18 protein-coding genes and 2 pseudogenes are annotated in these 22,637 nt (G+C 65.6%); 6 read left to right on the top strand and 14 right to left on the bottom strand.

The features are described 5' to 3' along the window. Positions 1–178: 178 nt before the first annotated feature. Positions 179–444, bottom strand: a pseudogene (locus AC5RUU_RS17635) (hypothetical protein); the annotation flags it as partial. Between the two features lie 70 nt (positions 445–514). Here AC5RUU_RS17635 and AC5RUU_RS17630 point away from each other — a divergent pair. The 3 genes from AC5RUU_RS17630 to AC5RUU_RS17620 all read left to right on the top strand — a co-directional run bounded on the left by AC5RUU_RS17630 (position 515) and on the right by AC5RUU_RS17620 (position 2,336). After that, positions 515–943, top strand: a complete 429-nt coding sequence (locus AC5RUU_RS17630) for a pyridoxamine 5'-phosphate oxidase family protein (protein ID WP_493976500.1) — start codon at positions 515–517, stop codon at positions 941–943. Positions 944–971: 28 nt separating this feature from the next. Next, positions 972–1,415 (top strand): very short patch repair endonuclease, encoded by a 444-nt coding sequence (locus tag AC5RUU_RS17625; protein WP_493976499.1) that lies wholly within the window; start codon positions 972–974, stop codon positions 1,413–1,415. 510 nt (positions 1,416–1,925) lie between these two features. Further along, positions 1,926–2,336, top strand: a complete 411-nt coding sequence (locus tag AC5RUU_RS17620; RefSeq protein ID WP_493976498.1) for an Hpt domain-containing protein — start codon at positions 1,926–1,928, stop codon at positions 2,334–2,336. Here the strand turns inward: AC5RUU_RS17620 and AC5RUU_RS17615 are convergent. Then, entirely contained in the window at positions 2,309–3,082 is a 774-nt protein-coding gene (locus tag AC5RUU_RS17615; protein ID WP_493976497.1) for a response regulator transcription factor, read from the bottom strand. The two genes, AC5RUU_RS17620 and AC5RUU_RS17615, sit on opposite strands and share 28 nt — an antisense overlap. A gap of 96 nt (positions 3,083–3,178) precedes the next feature. Between AC5RUU_RS17615 and AC5RUU_RS17610 the strand changes: the two genes are divergently transcribed. After that, on the top strand, positions 3,179–4,834 hold the full coding sequence (locus AC5RUU_RS17610) for a sensor histidine kinase (protein WP_493976496.1): 1,656 nt from the start codon (positions 3,179–3,181) through the stop codon (positions 4,832–4,834). A gap of 10 nt (positions 4,835–4,844) precedes the next feature. Here the strand turns inward: AC5RUU_RS17610 and AC5RUU_RS17605 are convergent, their stop codons facing one another. The 11 genes and pseudogenes from AC5RUU_RS17605 to AC5RUU_RS17555 all read right to left on the bottom strand — a co-directional run bounded on the left by AC5RUU_RS17605 (position 4,845) and on the right by AC5RUU_RS17555 (position 19,075). Further along, positions 4,845–6,035: a 5-methylcytosine restriction system specificity protein McrC gene (locus AC5RUU_RS17605; protein WP_493976546.1), complete on the bottom strand. Its 1,191-nt coding sequence runs from the start codon at positions 6,033–6,035 to the stop codon at positions 4,845–4,847. 28 nt (positions 6,036–6,063) lie between these two features. Continuing rightward, positions 6,064–8,295, bottom strand: coding sequence for an McrB family protein (locus AC5RUU_RS17600; protein WP_493976495.1), 2,232 nt, complete (start codon positions 8,293–8,295; stop codon positions 6,064–6,066). A 162-nt stretch (positions 8,296–8,457) separates the two neighbouring features. After that, positions 8,458–8,730, bottom strand: a complete 273-nt coding sequence (locus AC5RUU_RS17595) for a PLDc N-terminal domain-containing protein (protein WP_493976494.1) — start codon at positions 8,728–8,730, stop codon at positions 8,458–8,460. Positions 8,731–8,822: 92 nt separating this feature from the next. Next, the gene (locus tag AC5RUU_RS17590; RefSeq protein ID WP_493976545.1) at positions 8,823–9,239 is read right to left on the bottom strand and encodes an acyl-CoA thioesterase; all 417 of its coding nucleotides are present in this window, start codon (positions 9,237–9,239) and stop codon (positions 8,823–8,825) included. A 71-nt stretch (positions 9,240–9,310) separates the two neighbouring features. Beyond that, positions 9,311–11,386 carry an ABC transporter ATP-binding protein gene (locus AC5RUU_RS17585; RefSeq protein WP_493976493.1) on the bottom strand — a complete coding sequence of 692 codons (2,076 nt, stop codon included), beginning with the start codon at positions 11,384–11,386 and terminating at the stop codon, positions 9,311–9,313. After that, on the bottom strand, positions 11,383–13,116 hold the full coding sequence (locus AC5RUU_RS17580) for an ABC transporter ATP-binding protein (protein ID WP_493976492.1): 1,734 nt from the start codon (positions 13,114–13,116) through the stop codon (positions 11,383–11,385). Before AC5RUU_RS17580 ends, AC5RUU_RS17585 begins: the two co-directional genes overlap by 4 nt. Positions 13,117–13,310: 194 nt before the next feature. Then, positions 13,311–14,831, bottom strand: a pseudogene (locus tag AC5RUU_RS17575) (MFS transporter); the annotation flags it as partial. 91 nt (positions 14,832–14,922) lie between these two features. Then, on the bottom strand, positions 14,923–15,393 hold the full coding sequence (locus tag AC5RUU_RS17570; RefSeq protein WP_493976491.1) for a MarR family winged helix-turn-helix transcriptional regulator: 471 nt from the start codon (positions 15,391–15,393) through the stop codon (positions 14,923–14,925). A gap of 157 nt (positions 15,394–15,550) precedes the next feature. Beyond that, a complete protein-coding gene (locus AC5RUU_RS17565) occupies positions 15,551–17,257 on the bottom strand; it encodes a thiamine pyrophosphate-binding protein (RefSeq protein ID WP_493976490.1) in 1,707 nt (568 codons plus the stop codon). 4 nt (positions 17,258–17,261) lie between these two features. Continuing rightward, a complete protein-coding gene (gene speB / locus AC5RUU_RS17560; RefSeq protein WP_493976489.1) occupies positions 17,262–18,326 on the bottom strand; it encodes an agmatinase in 1,065 nt (354 codons plus the stop codon). 173 nt (positions 18,327–18,499) lie between these two features. Next, positions 18,500–19,075 (bottom strand): helix-turn-helix domain-containing protein, encoded by a 576-nt coding sequence (locus AC5RUU_RS17555; protein WP_493976488.1) that lies wholly within the window; start codon positions 19,073–19,075, stop codon positions 18,500–18,502. Positions 19,076–19,339: 264 nt separating this feature from the next. Here AC5RUU_RS17555 and AC5RUU_RS17550 point away from each other — a divergent pair, with 264 nt between their 5' ends. Next, on the top strand, positions 19,340–20,860 hold the full coding sequence (locus AC5RUU_RS17550) for a sodium:solute symporter family protein (RefSeq protein ID WP_493976487.1): 1,521 nt from the start codon (positions 19,340–19,342) through the stop codon (positions 20,858–20,860). Between the two features lie 71 nt (positions 20,861–20,931). Here AC5RUU_RS17550 and AC5RUU_RS17545 read toward each other — a convergent pair whose 3' ends face one another. Continuing rightward, positions 20,932–21,159: a hypothetical protein gene (locus AC5RUU_RS17545; RefSeq protein WP_493976486.1), complete on the bottom strand. Its 228-nt coding sequence runs from the start codon at positions 21,157–21,159 to the stop codon at positions 20,932–20,934. 253 nt (positions 21,160–21,412) lie between these two features. Here AC5RUU_RS17545 and AC5RUU_RS17540 point away from each other — a divergent pair, with 253 nt between their 5' ends. Next, positions 21,413–22,609, top strand: a complete 1,197-nt coding sequence (locus AC5RUU_RS17540) for a VIT1/CCC1 transporter family protein (protein ID WP_493976485.1) — start codon at positions 21,413–21,415, stop codon at positions 22,607–22,609. Positions 22,610–22,637 lie beyond the last annotated feature (28 nt).

The raw sequence follows: 22,637 nt of genomic DNA, 5'->3' as shown, positions 1-22,637 counted from the left end.
GCTATTCCCCCAGTAGTTTCAAGACGGCGTGTTCCGGACAGTGACTTAAGGGTAGCCCACGTCACAATCCCACGATCAAACTTATCCACAGGCACCTGGCTCCGGTTTTACCACCGGCTGCAACCCAGGAAAAAGTCATAGGGAAAGCCGGTGCCATTGAGGCACCGGCTTTCCCTCATCAAAACGAGCTGTTGATAACAACGGAACAATTACCGCTGGGCTGGAGTACCAACTCCCCGAATTTATCCGTGGACAGGCCGTGCGACGAGACGTATTGCGGCTTGCCGTCGGGCGCGTCATCTGCCGCGCGGACCATATCCGGGCGTTCGAACTCGGTAGCCGACACATGGCAGAGGAGCCTGGCGTGGCTCGGGTCCCATCGGTGTCGAACATGGGCAGGCCAATGCCGTCGTCCCTGCGCCGGAGGTAGTAGCGTCCCCGGGTGTCCTGAACCGGAGCTTCTCCAACCAGGAAACCTGTGGCGCATTTCTACTCCACGTAGAAGAATGGCTCCATGATGTTTGAACACACAGACGGAAACCCGGTCCTGGAACTCGACGATGAGCAGTCCTGGCGCCTCCTGGAGGGCACCCAACACGGCCGGCTGGTGGTCTCGGTGGCTGGGGACCCGGATATCTTCCCCGTGAACTACGTGACCTCGGACCGGAAGGTGTACCTGCGGACAGCGCCGGGCAACAAACTGGCCCAGCTGACCATCAATGACACGGTGCTGTTTGAAGCAGATGGCATACTGTCCGACGAAGCCTGGTCCGTAGTGCTCCGAGGCAAAGCCCGCGTGCTCAGCAACTCGGCCGAACTCGCAGTCGTCGAGGAACTGGGGCTGAAGTCGTGGGTGCCGACCCTGAAGGACTTCTACGTGGAGATCCATCCAGTCTCGGTCAGCGGACGGCACTTCCAGCTGGGTGAGCAGCCGGAACTTTGACCCGGGCCTGAGCTCCTAGACTTAACGAATGGCGGACAAGCTCACTCCCGAGCGACGCAGCTGGAACATGTCCCGCATCCGGGGCAAGAACACCAAGCCCGAACTGCTGGTGCGCAAGCTGCTCCATGCAAAGGGCTACCGCTACCGCCTGCACGGCAGGTCCGGCGCAGCCCGCCTGCCCGGCAACCCTGACCTGGTGTTCGCCGGCCGCCGCAAGGTCATCTTCGTCAACGGCTGCTTCTGGCATTTCCACGATTGCCGGGTAGGCCAGCACGCTCCCAAGGCAAACGCGGAATTCTGGGCAGCAAAGCGTTCAAAGACAAAAGATCGCGACGCCGGCCAGCGCCGCCAGCTCGAAGACGCCGGGTGGGAGGTGCTCACGGTCTGGGAGTGCGAACTAAAGGACGGTTCGGCGCTGGAGGCCCACCTGGTGGACTTCCTGGAGAGCGCCCAAGGCAGCACCGGATCTTGAGCCAATCTTTAGCCTTTGCCTTTCGCCTTCTTGATCCGGGCCCGGGAGGATGAGCGGGTTGTCCCGGTCGGCGGACACCGTCCAATAGTCCGGAGCAGTGTAATCCTTATTGCCAGCCCTACCCCGCAACGGCCAGTGGCGTACCGTGACCTAGCTTCGCATTGGTGGATCCCCACGAGGGAACGGTCGGCGACCACACCCGCTGCACATTGCTGGCTCCGGCGGCGGCCACCACGTTGTGGGCACGTTGCCAGGCCTGGACGTAGTCGCCCGATTGGTTTCCATTCACCCCTCCCATCCCCAGCCGACGGGCGGCCGCAGCCGCGGTGTTTGGATGCGGGATTCACTGGCTTAAGTATTGGCGGTAAAAGCCGCACACTCATCAAGAAACCCACAATTCTCCCCCGAAATCATGCCGCCGTCTGGCAACAGACCTAACCTGAAGACACAACAGGCCCCACCACCCCGCGACGTTCCCGTCAGTGGTGTTTCCCAGCTGGAAGGAGCGTCGTGAGCGCCTCAGATGATGCCCCCCGGCCGCTGGTAGACCAATCCGTACTCGACCGCCTCCGTGAAGAACTTGAGGAGGACGAAGGATACTGCAAGGTGTTCGTGGGAAACTTCATCGAATGCCTCCCACAGCGCATCGGCCGTCTCCGGCTGGCCCTGACCACCGGGGACCTGGAGGGGTCAGTGGACGCTGTCCTCAGCCTGAAGACATCCAGCCAAATGGTGGGGGCCGAACGGCTTGCCAACCTGGCCTTGGACCTGGAAGGCGAAATCCGGACGGAGGCACGCAAGTCCGATGCCGCCGTCGTCCTCCCCCAGTTGGCCGCAGCGTTCCTTCGCCCCATCAAGCATTGCAGTCGGCAAACAACGCACCGGCTGCAGGCTCAGTGCTCCCCGGGTGCCAGGCGGTAACCCACCCCGCGGACCGTCTGCAGCCAGCGGGGCTGCTGCGGCGAATCCCCCAGCTTCTTGCGCAAGTTACCCATGTGAACCTCGACGGACCGTTCGTCAGCCTCGCTGATGTAGCTTCCGACGTCGTAATCCTCGTCCCGCAGCCGGCGCACAAGGTCAGCCTTGGTGCGGACCGTCCGGCCGGCCTCCAGCAAGGCATGGAGGAGTTCGAACTCCGTGCGGGTCAGATTCATTTCCTTGCCATCAACCACCACTGTCCGGGACGCGTAGCTCAGCTCCAGGCCGTTGTGGCTGAAGTTTCCCCGCTCGGAATGCCCGTAGCCGTCACCCGCCGGCTCGACGGTCAGCGCGTCAGTGTCCGTAGAGGCCGCGGCTGAGCGGGGCCGGCGCATCATGGCGGCAATGCGGGCACGCAGCTCGCGCGGGCGGAACGGCTTGGTGAGGTAGTCGTCCGCGCCGGACTCCAGCCCGATGAGGGTGTCCAGTTCCTCCGTGCGTGCCGTGAGCATCACGATGTAGGCGTCCGAGAACTCGCGGATCTGCCGTGACACCTCAAAGCCGTCGATATCCGGCAGGCCGAGGTCCAGGGTGATGACATCGGGGTTCAGGGTTTTCGCGATGAGGACGCCCTCGGCGCCGCTGCTGGCCACCGTTACGTCAAAGCCGGCCTGGGTCAGCACCGTGCGGACCAGTTCCCGGATGTCGTGGTCATCCTCGATGACGAGCCCAACACGTGCATCACTCATAGTGCCCCCTCAGCAGCCAACGTCAGAAGTATATAGCTGGCTGCGGATATCCTGCTGGTATGCCCCTGCACACCCTCGCGCGAAAGTCTCCCCACCATGACTAACCCCGCAGGGTGGTCCTCGGGGCGGCCGTGGTTTTTCCGGCGTCCCTTCCACGAGTACAGCCTGCGGCACCGCGTGGCACTAAGCCAGATGCCGCTTTTCATCACCACGCTGCTGACGGTGTTCCTGGTGTGGTCCTTCTTCCCGGGCACGCTGGAAAACCCGCTGTTTGCCGCATTCGTCATCTCGCAGCTCGCCATCATGGGCCTGTGCTACGCGGTTCCCTGGGAGCGGCTGCCGTATACGAGCTTCCTGGTCCTTCCGCTCCTGGATTTCGTGTCCATCGGCCTGGGACGGGAGGGCGGCCAGGAGAGCCTGACCGGTATCAGCCTGCTGGCGGTGTTTCCGGTGATTTGGCTGTGCGCCTCCGGTTTCTACCCGCGGGCCGCGTTGTGGCTCTCCTTCCTGGCGCCGCTTGCCATCATCTGGGTGCCGCTGCTCCTGAAAGGCAACTTCACCGCCCAAGACCTCACGCGGTCCCTGCTCCTGCCCGTGATGATGCTCGGCATCGGGGTTTCGGTGAGCGTGCTGACCCTGAGCATGATGCGCCAGCAGCGGGAGCTGGAAGAGAAGGACGCCCAGCTGCAGGCCAACTTGCGCACCAGCCAGCGGCAGGAAGCGCTCCTCAATACCGTGTTGGATACTGTGCACCTGGGCGTCCTCGCGGTGGACGCCGACGGGCACGACGTGCTGATGAACCGCAAGCAGCGCCGGAACCATGTCCTGGCGAGCCCGCAGGACATCGCCGACCCGAACGAGTCCCAGCTCCTGGTCTTCGGGTCCGACCGGAAAACACTTGTCCCCGTCGAGGAGCGCCCGGTCCGCCGCGCCGTGCTGGGCGAAACCTTCACCGACTACCTCGTGTGGCTGGGTGAGGGCAAGGACCAGCGCGCCTTCGTGACCACGGCACGGGCCATGAAGGACGCCGACGGCAAGTTCGGCGGTTCGGTCATCGCCTTCAGCGACGTCACGGACCTGGTGAACGCCCTGACCGCCAAGGACGACTTTGTCTCCAGCGTCTCGCACGAGTTCCGGACGCCTTTGACGTCCATCCTGGGATACGTGGAGATCCTGCTGGGCGATGAGCAAAAGGAATCCGACCGGGAGATGCTGGAGATCATCCGCCGGAACTCCGAGCGCCTCCTGACCCTGGTGTCCGACCTGCTCGCAAGCCGCAACGGGCAACTGATCGTCACGGCGCACACTGTTGACGTGGCCGAGCTGGTGCGGACCAGCGTCACCTCCGCCATGCCCAAAGCATCGGCGTCAGGGGTTGAGCTGGCAGCCGACACCCCTGACAAGCTGGAAGCCCATGTAGACGGCGCCCGCATTTCGCAGGTCCTGGACAACCTGGTGTCCAATGCCATCAAGTACTCCCCCGACGGCGGGAACGTCCTCGTCAGCCTGTCCCAGGAGGACGGACACCTGGCCTGCAGCGTCAGTGACACGGGCATGGGCATGACTGCCGAGGACGCATCCAAGGTTTTCGCAAAGTTCTTCCGTACCAGCAGCGTCCGCCGCACCGCCATTCCGGGCGTCGGCCTAGGCCTGCCCATCAGCAAGGCGATTGTTGAAGCGCACGGCGGAACGATCGAGGTGGACAGCGAGCTGGGCAAGGGCACCACGTTCACCTTCCGCCTTCCGGTCTAATCCCCCCACATCACGGGGGTGCCTGCCGGAGCACCTCGCCCCATGACTGCCGTGCCAGCTCCCGGACGGACGCGAGGATGTCCGACGGCGGCCGGGAGAGGTCCAGCGGAAACTCCACGATGTCGATGTCCGTGTTGAGGATGCGGCGGAGCTTCATCTCCCCGGAGCCGGCGTAGACCAGCCAGGCGGTGGGCACGGCCAGCGCGGTGCAGTGGGCCAGCATCTGGTAGTGGTCGGCAGTCAGCGAGGCGCCGGAATCGGACGCGGCCTTGTACTTGGCGTTGTACACCACCACGGGCCGGCCGCCCAGCAAATGCACGGCATCCGGGCGCACCTGCAACCTGTCGGTGTCCCGCACCGCTTCACTTAGCAGCGCGTTGTACCGAAGCCGCAGCTCGCCAGGGTATTTGGCCATCGCGGACCGCAGGGCGGTACCCACGAAATCCTCGAACACCTGGGCCATGTCCACCACGAACGAGGCCGTCTGCTGCCCGCCCTCGCCGGCCTCCGCCGAGGCGTTCCGCAGGATCAGTTCCGCCAGGCGGAGCACCGCATGATAGCGGAGGTTCATCCTGGTGGGCTTCCAGGGCGGCAGCGGAGCCCCGGCGGCAAGGCGCGTGACGCCGTCGAGCTTCCCCTGGAGCTGGCGCAGCCGGCTCAGCACCTCCGGACGCACCCCCGGAACCTGGCCCATCCGTCCAAGCGCCGCGAGCAGGATCCGGTTTTCGGCGATGTCCTCGGTGAACTCATCATAGGAAACCTCCAGGGGGACCAGCATGCCCGGCCGCCGGGAGATCTGATCCGAGATCCTGATCCGCCCCTTGACCGTCCGCAGCGACTCGTCAACGGTGAGGTAGCCCTGGAGCACGCCACGGCCCAGGGCACGTTCAGCCAGCTGGGCCAGCGACTCGGCCAGGGCGCTCCACAGCTCGCTGTCCTCGGCCGCGGCAACGGTCTCGGCCCGGAAGCCTTGCTCCCCCGCGTAGCTGAGCAGGAACAGCAGCCGGCTGAGCCCCAGCCGGTCCTTGGGCCGCACATCCAGTTGCACCGTGGACGTGCGGACCGAACCCACCTTGCCCACCGGCTCGATCCGGTACAGCCCCATGCCCATCGGCGAGGCCTTCGCCAGGCCGCTGGAATTCAGGAAGGAGGCACTGGCAGGATCCAGCCGCTCCACTTGGCCCCGGGACAGTTCGTCCAGGACCAGGTGCCGCACGGAAGAAGCCCGCCTACCCCGCTGCAACGCGTCCCAGCAGCTGTTCCAGCCCGAAGCGTTCTTCAAGCTGCGCCCTGGTGAGCTGGCCGTGGTAGTGCTCCTCGAGGAGCGGCATCAGCTCGTACTTCCAGATCCGCCGCAGCCCGGCGGGGGTCTGCGCGGCCGGCTTCATGAAGTAGGAGGGGCCGATCATCAGATCGCGGTCCCACTCATCGATGGCACTGTTCAGGGCATCCAGCAGCAGCGCCGGAGTGGCGTCCAGCTGCCGGGCCTCCAGGAACCGGAGGAGCGAGCCCTTCACCGGCTCGGTCTGCGGGTGCAGCTCGATGAAGGAGAACCGGCGGCGGATGGCAGCGTCCATCATGGCGATGGAACGGTCCGCTGTGTTCATGGTGCCGATGATGTAGAGGTTGTCCGGCAGCGTGAACGGCTCGTTGGGACTGTACTGCAGGTAGATCCGGTCGTCGCGGTATTCGAGCAGGAAGTACAGCTCACCGAAGACCTTCGCCAGGTTGGCCCGGTTCATCTCGTCGATGATCAGGAAGTACGGCTTCTTCTCGTTCCCGGGCTTCGCGGCTTCCTCAGCGAGGCGCCGCAGCGGCCCGGCCACCAGCTTGAAGGACACCTGCCCGTCGTCGGTCTTGTCCGGCCGGTAGCCCTCGAAGAAGTCCTCGTAGGCGTAGGACGGGTGGAACTGCACCAGCTTGACGCGCTCGTCAGTGGTGTCGTCAGCCAGCTGCGCGGCGAGATGCTTGGCCAGGTAGGTTTTACCCGTACCCGGCGGACCGTAGAGGACCAGCTGCCGGTTCTCCTCCAGCAGGTCCGCAATCTCCTGCAGGGGCTCCAGCTCCATGTGCAGCGAGTCTGCGAACTCACGGGTCAGTGGGCGGAAGCCCTCCTGGACGGGAGGTACGACGGCGGCGCCTTCCGTTTCGCTGTCAGGCTCGGTTTCCGCTTCGGCCGGCAGGAGGGCCTGCAGTGCCTGCGCCACCCGGGTCACGTCCACCACGATGCCTGCGGTGGCGAGCTGCCGCTGCACGTGGCGCGGCAGGCTCGCAGCGGGGTGCCCCTCGTCGAACCAGCGAACCTTCCGGCGGAGCCGCCGGTTGTCGTCGTTGTAGTCGGGTTCGCCCAGCACGCCGCCCAGCCGCACCGTGCCGGCGTGCTGGTACAGGACCAGGTCACCGGGCTTCATGACGGTGAGGAAAGCGAAGACGGCAGTCTTGGTGTCCTCACGCTCCACATAGCCCAGGTGCTTGTAGTCCTCGTCCACGGCGTGCTGTACCACCCCGGCCGTAACCCCAGGGCCCAGGAGCCGGAGGTGCTCGACGTCGAGCGTCACCTTTTCCTCGTCCTGCCAGGCGGCGAGGAGTTCGGTGTTGTCGCCGTGGGTCCGCAGCAGCCAGGCCCGGTGCCCCGGATCGCCCACCTTGCGCCACTGGCTGACCAGCTGCCGGGCGTACCAGTCGATGCGCTGGCCCGCCTGCTCATCCAGGTGCAGGCGGATCCGGTGGATGTCGGCGGTGATGTCCTCTTCGCTGTCCCCTTTCGCCCCGCCCACCAGCGAGGCGAAGGCGTCCCGGATCTCCTGCCGCTCGATATCGGCCACTACGGGTTCAAAGTAGCTGGGCCAGGCGAGGAATTCGATGCTGCGGCGGATGGCGGGCTGGTCGCCAGGGGTCGCCGCGGCAAGGCGGTGGAACTTGAGCGGGTCCTGCAGGGCGCCGGTGATGACCGCCGGCGGCTGCTGGTCCACGTGCTGGACAAAGCGGCACAGCCATTTCAGGTGGTCCCAGATGGTCCAGTTGAACTCGGCCGTCCGGTCGCGGATCACGCCGTGGTCCGTCATGCCCTGGTAGAGCTCTTTGGGCAGCTCCAGCGGAGGCTCCAGCCAGGACGCAGCCTCGGCAACCCGGGCCCGCTTGACCTTCAGGGACTTCACCTCGTGGGCCAGCGGCAGGGACTGCAGGAAGAGCAGTTCAACGGCCAGTTGCTTGGCCTCCCTGGAGGCGCCTTCGAGGTTGTGACGGAGGTTCGTCATCATCGGGGCTTTGGAATCAGGCGCGCCGCGTTCCAGCCGCTCCGCCAGCTCTGCCGCTGCCTCCGACGTCCACGTCAGGGTCCGCCCGTCCAGCGCGGACCGCTTGCCCTGCAAGCCCGGGCCGAGGACAAACCAGGCCGCGTCCTCGATCTCCCGTGAGATACCGAGGGCGCGGGTCATGGCAGCAATGGAGGCGGGGGTCATGGATTCAAATTTACAGGTTGAAGCTGGGCGGCGGCTCAACGGCCGGCTCGGGCAGTCCAGGCGGGCGTCCGGACCGGGGCCAGGGAACTGCCCCGGTTAGAGGACCGCCGTCGGTTCTCAGCCGCCGCCGGCACCGATCGGATGTGTGCCGGATTTGCTTTCTTACTTGGCCGGGACAGCGTTGACCGGGAGCGTCCGCTTCCGGCCGAAGGTGAAGTAGCCAACAGGCCCGATGAAGTTGATGAACGACGCGGCCCGCCACGCGGCCTTCGGTCCGTTGATAAGCTCTGCGGGCCGCCGTGAGATATCCCGCTGCGCGGCCACCAGCAGCGATATCTGGGCGATGCCCACGGCAATGGTGCCTGCCTTGGCGGACGGCGACATCTCCTTCCAGGTCTTCTTCTTCGTGGCGACGCGGGTCTTGTTCTTGGCCATCGGGATTCCTTTCGCTTGTGGTGGTACCAGTCCAGTGCGTCCGGCGGAGTCTTGTCCAGAGGAGTCGTGTCCAGCGGAGTCTGTCCAGCGGTTCAGTGCGTGTAGGGCGCCAGGCGTTCCTTCTGCTCGGGCGTCAGCCGCTGGACGCGTCCGGTTGCTTCATCGACGAACGCGAGGTGGCTGCTGGCCTTCACGCAGTCCTCCCCGGTGACAGGGTCCTGGATGAGGTAGTGGATGTCGAAGCTGGCCCCCTTGACGGCACCGATCCAGACCTGCACCACGGCGGGAACGTTACGGTATTCCAGGGTCCGCAGGTAGCGGATCTTGTGGTCCACCACCAGCGCCAAGGTCCCGTCCGGGACAGCGTTGAACAGCGACACCTGCGGCTCGATGCCCGGCATCCCGGCACCCTTCGGCGGCCCGAATGCGCCGATCCGGGCCTCCTCGAGCATGCGGACGATTTGGACGTTGTTGATGTGCCCGTAGGCATCCATGTCCCCCCACCGCATCGGCACCAGGACCTCGATCCGCTGGTGGCCGTTACTCCCGTTGTCCTGCCCCACGTGGCCTTCCTGCGCGCTCAGCTGCGTACCGCCGTCGAATCATCCACCGGCACCTCACCGGCATCCGCCCCTGCGAACTGTGACATGTACAGCCGGTGGTAGGCGCCTTCGGCAGCGAGGAGAACCTTGTGGTTGCCCTGCTCCACGATCTTGCCGTCTTCCATCACCAGGATGGTATCGGCGTCGCGGATGGTGGAGAGCCGGTGCGCGATCACAAAGCTGGTGCGGTCCGAACGGAGCGCCGCCATGGCCTTCTGGACAAGGAGCTCTGTGCGGGTGTCCACTGAGCTGGTGGCTTCATCAAGGATCAGCAGCGAGGGGTTGGCCACGAAGGCCCTGGCAATGGTGATCAGCTGCTTCTCACCGGCACTGACGTTGTTGCCTTCCTCGTCAATGACGGTGTTGTAGCCCTCCGGCAGCGCACGCACGAAGCGGTCCACGAAGGTGGCCTTGGCTGCCGCCATGACCTGTTCTTCGGTGGCGTCCAGGTTGCCGTAGCGGATGTTGTCGTAGATGGATCCACCGAACAGCCACGCGTCCTGCAGCACCATGCCCACCTTGGACCTCAGTTCGGACCGGCTGAGGTGGGTGATGTCCACGCCGTCCAGGGTGATGGAGCCGGAGTTCAGCTCGTAGAAGCGCATCACCAGGTTCACCAGGGTGGTCTTTCCGGCGCCCGTTGGCCCCACAATTGCCACCGTGTTTCCTGGCTCCGCCGTGAAGGACAGGTTCTCGATAAGCTTCCGGTCCTCGGTGTAGCTGAAGGTGACGTTCTTGAACTCCACGTGCCCGTCGGTCTTGGCCGGCAGGTGCTCGGTGGCCGTCTCCGGATCCTGCTCGTCCGCGTCCAGGAACTCGAACACGCGCTCGGCGGAGGCCACGCCGGACTGGAGCATGTTGGCCATGCCCGCCATCTGGCCCAGTGGCTGGGTGAACTCGCGGGAGTACTGGATGAACGCGGTGGCGTCCCCCAGGGACATCGAGCCGGAGGCCACCCGCAGGCCGCCCACCACTGCGATGCCAACGTAGCTGAGGTAGGAGACAAATTGCATGACGGGGAAGATGATGCCGGAGACGAACTGTGCCCCGAAGCTGGCCTTGTACAGGGCTTCGTTGCGCTCCTCGAACCGCTCCAGCATGTCGTCGTCCCGGCCGAAGACCCGCACCAGGTCGTGACCGGAGAACGATTCTTCGATCTGGCCGTTGAGGGAGCCGGTGTTCTTCCACTGCGCGGCGAAGAGCTTCTGGCTGCGGACGCCGATCACGCCGGCAGCCACGCCGGACAGTGGCAGGGCGATGAGCGCGATCAGGGCAAGCTGCCACGACACGATGAACATCATGATGACGATGCCCACCACGGTGAGGAGGGAGTTGATCAGCTGGGCGAAGGCCTGCTGGAGCGCCTGCTGGATGTTGTCGACGTCGTTGGTCACCCGGGACAGGACGTCGCCGCGCTGGCGGGTGTCGAAGTAGTTCAGCGGCAGGCGGTTGAGCTTCTTTTCCGTGTCGTCGCGGAGCCGGCGGATCACCTTCATGACGATGCGGTTCAGCACGTAGCCCTGCAGCCACAAGAAGATGTTGGCCACGAAGTACATCAGCAGGACGACGGCGATGAGCATGGTCAGCTTATCGAAGTCGATGCCCGTGCCGGGCACCAGCTCCATCCGGGACACCATGTCCGCGAAATTGTCCTGCCCCTGCTGGCGCAGTCCATCCACGAACTGTTCCTTGCCGACGCCGGCCGGAAGCTGTTTCCCCACCACCCCGGCGAAGATAACGTCCATGGCCTGCCCCAGGATCTTGGGGGCAATGACGTTCAGCACGACGGCGACGATCACCATGGCCACCACCACGTAGATGCCCAGCGCCTCGGGCTTCAACAGTCCCATCAGCCGCTTGGCGGACGGCCAGAAATGCTCTGCCTTCTTGGCCGGCATCCCGCCGAACATGTCGCCGTCGGCCTCCGAGGGCTTGTACTCCTCCTCCACGAAGTCGTCGTCTTCCAGGATCCCGGCGTCGGCACCGGCAGATCCGGCCATGGCCGGATCAGGCGTTTCTTCCGTGGACGTGGCGTCCTTCTTGCGGGGGCTCATGCCATTTCCTCCACGGTCAGCTGCGATTCAACGATTTCCTGGTAGGTGGGCGAGGTTTCCAGCAGCTCCTCGTGGGTACCGCGGTCCACGATCCGTCCGTTGTCCAGCACCAGGATCTGGTCAGCCTCGGTGATGGTGGAAACCCGCTGGGCCACGATGATGACGGTGGCGTCAGCGGTGGTCTGCTTCAAGGCAGCGCGCAGGCGTGCGTCGGTGGCGACGTCGAGGGCGGAGAAGGAATCATCGAACAGGTACACCCGAGGCCTGGTCACCAGCGCCCGGGCGATGCAGAGCCGCTGGCGCTGGCCGCCGGAGACGTTGGTCCCGCCCTGGGCGATCCTGGCGTTCAGGCCGTTCTTCTTGTCCCGGACGAACGGTTCACCCTGGGCCACCCGCAGCGCTTCCCACAATTCCTGGTCCGTGGCGTCGGTCTTGCCGAACCGCAGGTTGTGCTCGATGGTGCCGGAAAAGAGGTAGGGCCGCTGTGGTACCAAGGCCACCCGCTTGGTGATCTCGTCCCGGTCCAGCCTGCTGACCGGGACGCCATCCAGGAGCACCTCCCCCTCGGCGGGGTCGTAAAGGCGGGGCAGGAGTGACAGGAGCGAGGTCTTGCCCGCACCCGTGGATCCGATAATGGCGATGGTCTGGCCGGGCCGGGCGGTGAAGCTGATGTTGCTGAGGACCGGTGATTCGGCGCCAGGGTAGGCGAAAGTCACGTTGCGGTATTCCACCACGCCCTTCAGCGAGGCCGGCGCCTGGGGCTGTTCGGGATCGTGGATGGAGGGTTCGACGCCGAGCACCTCGCCGATGCGGTCTGCACAGACCGAGGCGCGCGGGATCATCATGGCCATGAAGGTGCCCATCATGACGGCCACCAGGATCTGGAGCAGATACTGCAGGAAGGCGGTCAGGGCGCCCACCTGCATCTCGCCGGAATCCACGCGCTGGCCGCCGAACCAGAGCACCGCCGCCGTGGACAGGTGCAGGATCATGCCGATGGCAGGGAACATCAGGACAAACAGGGCGCCGATCTTCAGCGAGACGTCGGTGAGCTCCTGGTTGGCCTTCCCGAACCGGTCCGTCTCGTACGGCTCACGGACGAAGGCCCGCACCACCCTGATACCGATGATCTGCTCGCGCAGCACGGCGTTGATGCGGTCGATCTTCTTCTGCATGGACCGGAACAGCGGCATCAGCCGGACCACCAGGTAGCCCACCACCACGGTGAGGAGCGGCACCGAAACCCATACCAGCCAGGACAGGTTGAGGTCCTCGCGCAACGCCATAATGATGCCGCCGATGCACATGATGGGGGTGGCCACCATAAAGTTCAGGGCCATCAGCATCAGCATCTGGACCTGCTGGACGTCGTTGGTGCCGCGGGTGATCAGCGTTGGGGCGCCGAAAGCGTTGACGTCCTTTGCCGAAAAGCTGGTGACCTTGCGGAACACTGCCCGCCGAAGGTCACGGCCGAGGGCCATGGCCGTTTTGGAGCCGAAGTACACGCCGGCGATGGCGGTCCCCACCTGGCCGAACGCCACCAGCAGCATCACCATGCCGGTGCGCCAGATGAAGTCGGTGTCGCCGCGGGACACCCCTTCGTCGATGATTTGTGCGTTGAGGCTGGGAAGGTACAGCGCGGCGATGGTGGAGGCCAGCTGGAAGACGATGACGGCCACGAGATACGGCGTGTACGGCCTGGAAAACCTCCGTATGAGGGTGAGGAGCATGCCCGCGGATCCTTAAGAATGGGTTTTGGTAAGAATGAGTTCGGTAGTAAGGGTCAAGTAGTAGCAGCAGGGGCTGACATCCTTAGCTGTCCCACTCTACGAAAACTCCTCCCCAGCGGGAAACAACCCGGCCAAAAATCATCCGAGGGGAGTACTTCGGCAGGTCACCTGCCCGCCGTGGCAAGCTCCGGCGTCGTGCTTTCCGCGTCAGGGGCAGGCTGGATGTCCACGGTGCGGCGCAGCGGTTTTTCCTTGATGAAGAGCACGGAGACCAGTGCCACGACCGCAACCGCGGCGGAAATCAGGAACACTTCGGCCGTGGCATCGCCGTACGCTGCACGCATGATGTCCCGCACCGGTTCAGGCATGTGGGCCAGGTCGAGGCTGCTTCCAGCGCTGCCGCCCTGGACAGGGATGCCGGCGGCGGCCATGCCCTGGGTGGCGAGGCCGCTGACCCGGTTGGCGAGGACGGCGCCCAGGACGGAGACACCGATGGCACCGCCCACCGAGCGGAAGAATGCCACCGAGGCGCTGGCGCTGCCGATGTCGGAGGCCCGGACGGTATTCTGGACGGCCAGGACGAGGTTCTGCATCAGCATGCCAAGGCCAAGGCCCAGGACGGCCGTGAAGATGCCCGTATGCCAGAGTTCGGTGGTGTGGTCCATGGTGCCGGCCAGTCCCAGCCCGCCGATCAGCAGTACGGACCCGGCGACCAGGTAGCCTTTCCACTTGCCCGTCCGCGTGATCAGGAGCCCCGAGGCCACGGAACCGGCCAGGTTGCCGGCAATCATGGGCAGGGTAAGGAGGCCGGCTTCCGTCGGTGTTGCGCCCCGGGCCACCTGGAAGTATTGGCCCAGGAATGTGGAGGAGCCAAACATTGCGACGCCCACCGCCACGGACGCCAGGATGGACAGCGCGGTGGTGCGTTCCGAGATGATCTTCAAAGGAATGATGGGTTGCTCCACCTTGGACTCCACCAGGACCAGCAGCGCCAGGAGGAGCACGCCGCCGCCCACCATCAGGGCGGACTGCCATGAGATCCAGTCGTAGTAGCCGGGGTTGCCCGCAAAGGAGACCCAGACCAGGAGCAGGCTCACGCCCGTGGTCAGCAGGATGGAGCCCAGCCAGTCGATCTTTGCGGGGCGCCGGACGTGCTGGATCTTGAGTGTGACCTGGAGCAGGATCAGGGCAACGACGGCGAGCGGCACGCAGACGAAGAACGTCCAGCGCCAGCCCAGCGGGCTGTCCACGATGAAGCCGCCCAGGAGCGGCCCGCCGGCAGTGCCGGCCGCCATGACGGCGCCCATGTAACCGGAGTACTTGCCGCGGTTTCGCGGCGGAATCATGGTGCCGATGATGGCCTGCGCCAGTGCCGTGAGCCCGCCCATGGCCACGCCCTGGATCACGCGGGCCACCAGCAGCAGCGGGATGGTTTCGGCGAAGCCGGCCATCACCGAACCGGCCACGAAGATGATGATGCTGAGCTGGACCAGGACCTTCTTGTTGAAGAGGTCCGCGAGCTTGCCCCAGATTGGGGTGGTGGCGGCGTTGGCCAGCAGTGCGGCAGTGATGACCCAGGCGAAGTCGGTCTGCGTACCGTGCAGGTCGGACATGATGGTGGGCAGCGCATTGGCCACGATGGTGCTGCTGAGGATGGCGGTAAAGAATGCCGCCAGCAGCCCGGTGAGGGCTTCCAGGATCTGCCGGTGCGTCATCTCCGGTGCTGCTGCCTGCGCCTGCGTCCGCTGGGCGGACTGCCCGGGCCCGGCGGGGTGGGCGGCCGTGTTGCCTGCCATAGCGATGCTCCTAAAGCGTTGTTGTGATGCCGGCCGCCGTTGCCCGGGCTGATGTCTTGAGTGATTCGGTGAGCTTGTGCAGGGTGTCCGCCGTTTTGCCGGCGTCTTCCTCGCTCCAGTCGCGCAGGTAGTCCTGGAGGATTGCCGCCCGCTGGTCCTCAATTTGCCGGAGCTTGTCCTTTCCGGACGGCGTGAGGGCCACCAGTTGGGCGCGGCCGTCGTCGGGATCCTGCCGCCGCACCACCAGGCCCTGTTCTTCCAGGTCCGCGATGTGCCGGCTGAGGACTGGCGCGCTGACGCCCAGCCGCTCCGCAAGTCTGGTGGCACGCGCCTCCCCCTCCCCCACGAACCGCAGCACACCCTGGAGGGCCACTCCGGTGTCCTGCCCGCGGACACCGGCGGCTGCGATGCACCGCACCGCCCGCTGGAGGTCGAAGATCTGGTACACGAGGTGTGCTGCCGTATCCGGTGCTACTGCCATGACCGCAGACACTCCTTACTTGTTTGCCTGAAGCAACTATAACTCCATTTTAGTTGCTTTGGGAAACCATCGTGAGCTTCCTCTTCACCGACGGCATACGAAAGGACCCCGGCTCCTTTGTCTTGGAGCCGGGGTCCTGTGCCTTGTCTGGTTTTTGTCAGGCCTCCAGGTGGGTGGGCGCGAACATCTTCAGGAGCGTTTCAACCACGACGACGTTCGGCCCGTCGGCGGCGAAACCCGCCCTGAGCGCGTCCCCCACATCTTCAGGGGCCACCCGCGTTGCGGGCACACCGAACGCTTCGGCGAGCTTGACGAAGTCGGGGCGGGCCAGCTCGGTGGCGGTGGCCTTGCCGAAGGCGCCCACCATGTATTCGCGCAGGATGCCGTAGCCGCCATCGTCCACGATCAGCCAGGTGACCGGAACGTTGTGCTGTTTGGCGGTGGCCAGCTCCGAGATGGAGTACATGGACGACCCGTCCCCGGACACGGCAAGCACCCGGCCCGGCTTTCCCAGGGTTTCCAGGCCCACGGCGGCGCCGATGGCTGCCGGGAAGCCGTAGCCCAGGCCGCCGGCACCCTGGGCTGAGTGGAACTGCCCTTCACGCGCATCCCAGCAGGACCAGCCCCAGTACGCGGCGATGGTCATGTCCCAGAACGTCTGCATGTCCGCCGGGACCGCCTCACGGATGTCGGCCATGAACTTCAGCTCCTTGCCGAGGTCCTGGGACTCAAGGCGCGCACGGACCTTCGCCAGCGATTCTTTAACCAGTTCCTCCGGCGATATCCCGTGCCAGTTGGCCCTGCTTTCGCCCGGCACCGCCAGGGCGGCGTCGAGCGCCGCCAGCGCCTGCCCGGCATCGGCGCGGATGCCCAGCCCGGGGCGGTTGGACTCCAGCACCCGGGGTTCGGCGTCGATCTGGACGATCCTCCCGCGCGGCTCGAAGGTGAAGTAGTTGGAGGTCACCTCGCCCAGGGAGGATCCGATGACCACCAGCACGTCGGCATCCTCCAGCAGGTCGGTCATGTAGCGGTCCTCCATCCAGGACTGCAGGGACAGCTCGTGGTTCCATGGGAACGCACCGTTCCCGCCCGGCGTGCAGATCACCGGAGCGCGCAACTTCTCCGCGATGGACAGCAGCGACTTCTGCGCCCGCCCCCGGCGGGTGCCGCCGCCCGCGATGATCGCCGGGCGTTCGGCGGCTTCCAGCCATTTCACGGCCTCGCGGACCAGCTCCACCCGGGGCGGGTTGTCCGCAGCCTCGGCCAACGCGTCTTCCACCGGCGGGACCATGATCGGATCCAGCAGCACGTTCTGCGGAACCTCGATCCAGACCGGGCCCTGCGGGGAGGAAATCGCTTCGGTCCAAGCGTCCTGGATGGCTGACGGGATGCCGGACGCGTGCTGGATCAGCCGCTGGCTCTTAGTCACGTTCGCGGCGGACGCCTTCTGGTCATCGAGCTGGTGCAGCATGCCCTTGCGTCGGGCGCCCAGACCTTCAAGTGGGATCTGGCTGGCGACCACCACCATGGGAACGCCGGTGGCGTACGCTTCCTGCAGTCCCGCCAGGGACGTCAGGGCACCGGGACCTGTGGACAGGAAAAGAACCCCGACCTCACCCGTTGCCCGTGAATATCCGTCCGCTGCGAAAGCGCTGTTGTTTTCCACCCGGGAGGATACAAACTGAAGATTGCCCCGGCCCATGGCGTCAAAAAGACCCAGCGCATGCTGGCCCGGGATACCGAAGACGGTTTTCGCGCCAAGCGCCTCCAGCGTTTCAACGACGAGGTCGCCGCCGTTGCGGGCACCGGCTCCTGCGTTGCTCTCCGCGTGCGCGGCTGTTGTTCCCGGACCGAAATCGATCACGGCCCTACTCCTTGCCGGCAGCCGCGAAGCCCGCCGGCCGGCGGATCTCCTGTCCCAGCGCCTGTGCGGCGTAGCCGGTGGCGGCGCCGAAGCGGTCGCCGGGCACTGCACTGTCCGCCATCAGCGTCACCAGCTCATAGGCGACGTGGCTGGCGGCAACACCGGTGATCTCTGCATGGTCGTAGGCGGGTGCCACCTCCACCACATCTGCCCCCACCAGGTTCATGCCGCGGAAGCCCCGGATGATTTCCAGGAGTTCGCGGCTGGTGATGCCGCCGGCTTCGGGGGTGCCGGTGCCGGGAGCATGGGCGGGGTCCAGGACGTCGATGTCCACGGAGATGTAAAGCGGGCGGCCGCCGATCCGGTCACGCACCTTGGCCACGGTCTCCAGGACGCCCTGGTAGTAGACATCCGCGGAAGTGACGATCCCGAACCCAAAGCGGTGGTCGTCGTCGAGGTCCTTCTTGCCGTAGAGCGGGCCGCGGGTGCCGATGTGGCTGATGGCCTCGGTGTCGAGAATGCCTTCCTCGACAGCGCGGCGGAACGGGGTGCCGTGCGTGTACTCGGCGCCGAAGTACGTGTCCCAGGTGTCCAGGTGGGCGTCGAAGTGCAGCATGGCGATGGGTTCGCCGGCGCGCTCGGCCGCGGCGCGGAGCAGGGGCAGCGCGATGGTGTGGTCGCCGCCAAGGGTCACCAGCTTGCTGCCGGCCGCCGTCAGATCGAGGGCGTTCTGCTGGATGGTCTCGATGGCCTCGTTGATGTTGAAGGGGTTGACCGCCATGTCGCCGGCGTCTGCCACCTGGACGTTCTCGAACGGGCTGACATCCCAGGCCGGGTTGTAGGGGCGGAGCAGGCGGCTTGCCTCCCGGACATGGTTGGCGCCGAAGCGTGCGCCCGGGCGGTATGAGACGCCGGAGTCGAAAGGTACTCCCACCACCGTGACGTCGGCCTTGGCTACCTGGTCCAGCCGAGGGAGGCGGGCGTAGGTTGCAGCGCCGGCGTAGCGGGGAATTCGGGACGAGTCGATGGGGCCAAGGTTGCCGTTGGCTTCGATGCGCAGCTCTTCCATGGGAGGCCTCTCCTTCAAGGAGTTGTATGACTGATGTGACAGCCATCATACACCCTGGTTTTCCTATGAGCACCAACTGTTTACCCAAGCGGGTGGCAGGAACGCACGCAGAATGGGGCAGCTGCTGGAAGCTAATCGGGCAGGAGTGCACGGGGACGTGCGGGCAGGACGGGCTATCGGCTGGCCGCGGGGACCAGCACCCAGAGCACCTCGACCGGTTTGTCCGTGGGGTTCACCCAGGTGTGCGGCTCGCGGCCCGGGAAAGTGACAGTATCCCCGGTTTCAAGGTCATACTTTTCGTTCGTGAGGATCAGCCGGATGCTGCCCTTGATCACGTGAAGCACGTCCACATCGCAGTCCACGGCGTAAAGCTCCGACTCGCCCCGCCCATGCGGCTCTATGCAGGCCTGGATGATCTGGATGCGCCGCTCCGAACGGGCTGTCAGCAGGCGCTCCACGATGCCCTGGCCGCCGAGGGAGATCCGCGGCCCGTCGTTGCGCTTGGTCAAATGCGTTTCCGGGGCGGCGAAAAGGTCTCCGATGGAGATCGACAGGACCTGGCACAGGGTGACCAGGGAGGCCACGGAGGGGGAGGTGAGGTCGCGTTCAACGCGGCTGAGAAACCCCTTGGTAAGCCCCGTCGCATCGGCCACCTGCTCGATGGTGAGCCGCTGGGACTGCCGGGCGGCCCGGATCCGGGACCCGATGGCAACCGGAACGTTGCTCGGCTCAACTGGCAGTGCCTTCATGTACGAACCTTTCACGGCCGGCAGCCCGGCCATCTGGAGCAATACTAATGGCCCGCCCGCACTGTGACGCCCCCATGGCGCCCCACGTCGCTTCAAGAGAGGGCCCTTGACTGTTACTGCCGTCACAGCCTAACCTGTGGGAAACACTTGTTGCCTAGAAGGCAATATCGAGAGCCCTCTCGCGCATCATTCCAGCAGCGGCTCCGGCCATCCCCCCTTTCCCTATACAGCCCCGGGCTGCCGAACAGCTTCAAGGAACCCAACATGGACGTAAGTGTCATCAACATCGCCATCGTGGTGGTGTATCTGCTCGCGATGCTGGCCTTCGGGTGGTGGGGCAAATCCCGCACCAAGAACAACAGCGACTTCCTGGTAGCCGGCCGCCGCCTCGGGCCCTTCCTCTACACCGGCACGATGGCCGCCGTCGTCCTGGGCGGCGCCTCCACCGTGGGCGGCGTGGGGCTGGGCTACAAGTTCGGCATTTCCGGGATGTGGCTGGTGGTGGCCATCGGCGCCGGCGTCCTGCTCCTGAGCCTCCTCTTCGCGGGAACCATCCAGAAGCTGAAAATCTACACGGTCTCACAGATGCTGACCCTGCGCTACGGCAGCCGGGCAACCGAGGCCTCGGGCATCGTCATGCTCGCCTACACCCTGATGCTGTGTGCCACGTCCACGGGCGCCTACGCCACGATCTTCGTTGTGCTGTTCGGTCTGGACCGCGCGCTCGCCATCGCCATCGGCGGCGCCATCGTCCTCGTGTACTCCACGGTGGGCGGCATGTGGTCCATCACCCTGGCGGACCAGGTGCAGTTCGTCATCAAGACCGTCGGCATCTTCTTCCTCATGCTTCCCTTTACGCTCCAGGCCGCCGGCGGCCTGGACGGCATCCGCAGCCGGGTGGATGAGAGCTTCTTCCAGATCGACGGCATCGGCCTCCAGACGATCATCACCTACTTCGTGGTCTACACCCTTGGCCTGCTGATCGGACAGGACATCTGGCAGCGGGTGTTCACCGCCAAGACCCCTGGAGTGGCGCGCTGGGGCGGTGCAACGGCCGGCATCTACTGCATCCTCTACGGCGTTGCCGGTGCCCTGATCGGCATGGCCGCCAGCGTGGCCCTGTCCAACATCGAGATCGCGGCAAAGGATGATGTCTATGCAGAAGTGGCCCAGAACCTGCTGCCCATCGGCATCGGCGGCCTGGTCCTGGCTGCCGCCGTCGCGGCCATGATGTCCACCGCCTCCGGCGCCCTGATCGCGGCCGCCACGGTGGCCCGCGCCGACGTCCTGCCGTTCGTGGCCAGTTGGTTCGGCAAGGACATCAGCACAGAGGACTCGGCCAACCCGGAGCACGACGTCAAGGCCAACCGCATCTGGGTCCTGACCCTGGGCATCATCGCCATCGTCATCGCCATCATCACCAAGGATGTGGTGGCGGCCCTGACCATCGCCTACGACATCCTGGTGGGCGGGCTCCTGGTGGCAATCCTGGGCGGCCTGGTGTGGAAACGCGGCACCGGGCCCGCCGCCGCAGCTTCCATGGCAGTGGGCTCAGTGGTCACTCTGGGCACCATGATCGTCCTGGAAATCAATGCCAAGGCGCCGCTGGACGGCATCTATGCCAACGAACCGATCTATTACGGCCTCATCGCCTCGGCTGTCGTCTACGTTGCCGTCTCCCTCCTCACCCCGCCCACCGACCCCAAGGTCATGCGGGCCTGGCAGCGCAGGGTCGCGGGGCAGGACGCCGAGGAATCTCCTGCGGAAGCGGTAACAGCCCCCTAGCGGCACCACAACGCACGACGGCGGCGCCTCCTTTCGCAACGCAGCGAAGGGAGGCGCCGCCGTCGTAGGTCCTATTCGTCGGTTTCGCGGATCTCGTCAGGATCCAGCGGGACCACGCGGTCCTCGGCGTCGATGACGACGGGCGGCACCTGGACCACAGGTTCCTCCTCGTCCAGGAATTCGTCCTCGGTGTCCCAGTCGTCCTCGTTAACCGGTGCATCCTCGGCGTAGTCGTAGGCGGGATCCGCTTCTACGCTGTCAAGGTGCGGCATGTCCGGGTGCTGTCCGGTGGTGCTCATGATTCAACCTCCGTTTGTTCGCCTGACGTGCTCTTTTGGTGAGGGCGCTGGCTGCGCCACACTTTCATCACAACACTGCGGGGCAGGCGGGTCAATAGTCCCCCGTGGGCCGAGCAGGCATGCAGGGGACCTCCCAATTGAGGCAGGCCGAAACCCTGCAGCGAGGTTTGCCAGCCAAAAAACCCCGGTTTTTCGCAGTATGCTGGGCTCTGCAATGGGGCCGCAACACGCCCTATCCAGCCCAGGAGTTTCCGTGTCACAGCACGCACAGCCGAATCCCTCACAGCCCCCTTCGGCTCCTTCCAGTTCCGCCGCGCCGGGCCATGACGCCGGCCCGGCGGCACCGCCAGCAGCGGAAGTGCACCGTCCCGCACCCACCGCTGGGGACATCAAGCGATGGCGCCAGTACCTCGCGGACGAGCGTGCCGAGGCTGCCGTCTACCGTGACCTGGCGCAGAGCCGCCAGGGCGAAGAACGCGACATCCTGCTGGCTCTGGCCGAGGCAGAAGGCCGGCATGAGGCACACTGGCTCGCCCTGCTGGGCGACCAGGCGGGCAAGGCGCGGCAGGCGTCATTCCGCAGCCGCTTCCTCGGTTTCCTGGCCCGGCACTTCGGCTCCGTCTTCGTGCTGGCATTGGCCCAGCGGGCTGAGGGCCGTTCCCCTTATGCGAAGGATCCCAACGCCACGGACGCCATGGCGGCCGATGAGCAGATCCACGAGGAAGTGGTCCGCGGCCTGGCGACGCGCGGCCGCAACCGGCTGGCGGGAACATTCCGTGCCGCCGTCTTCGGCGCCAACGACGGCCTGGTCAGCAACCTGTCCCTGGTAATGGGCATGGCCGCCTCCGGCGTGGCCAGCAGTGTGGTGCTGCTCAGCGGCATCGCGGGGCTGCTCGCCGGCGCCATGTCCATGGGGGCCGGCGAGTTCATTTCCGTCCGGTCCCAGCGTGAACTCCTGGCGGCCACCCGTCCCACCCAGGTCACCCTGGCCGCCGCCCCGAAGCTGGACATCGAGCACAACGAGCTCCTCCTGGTTTACCTGGCAAGGGGCATGTCCCGCGAAGCGGCGGAGCACCGCGTGGCGGAGCGCATTGGGCTGCTGTCCTGCGACTGCGATCCCAGCCTGTCCCTGCAGCCGGAATTGCCACAAGAGGAGGACCAGCATGAGGCTGTTGGCACCGCGTGGGGCGCTGCACTGTCCAGCTTCTGCTTCTTCGCTTCCGGTGCCATCGTCCCCATCCTGCCGTTCATTTTCGGCCTGACCGGAGTGGCCGCCCTTGTGGTGGCCGGTATCCTGGTTGGCACCGCCCTGCTGGCCACCGGCGGCATCGTGGGACTGCTGTCCGGCACCTCGCCGCTGACCCGTGGCCTGCGGCAGCTGGGTATCGGGCTGGGAGCAGCCGCAGTGACCTACCTGCTGGGGCTGGTCTTCGGCACCGTGGTGGGTTGATGACGGCAGGCAGCGGCGCATTGCCGCG

The sequence above is a fragment of the Arthrobacter sp. K4-10C genome, from assembly GCF_059090085.1.
Note: the sequence above shows the minus strand (reverse complement) of the source record. Positions and strands in the feature narration are given on the sequence as shown.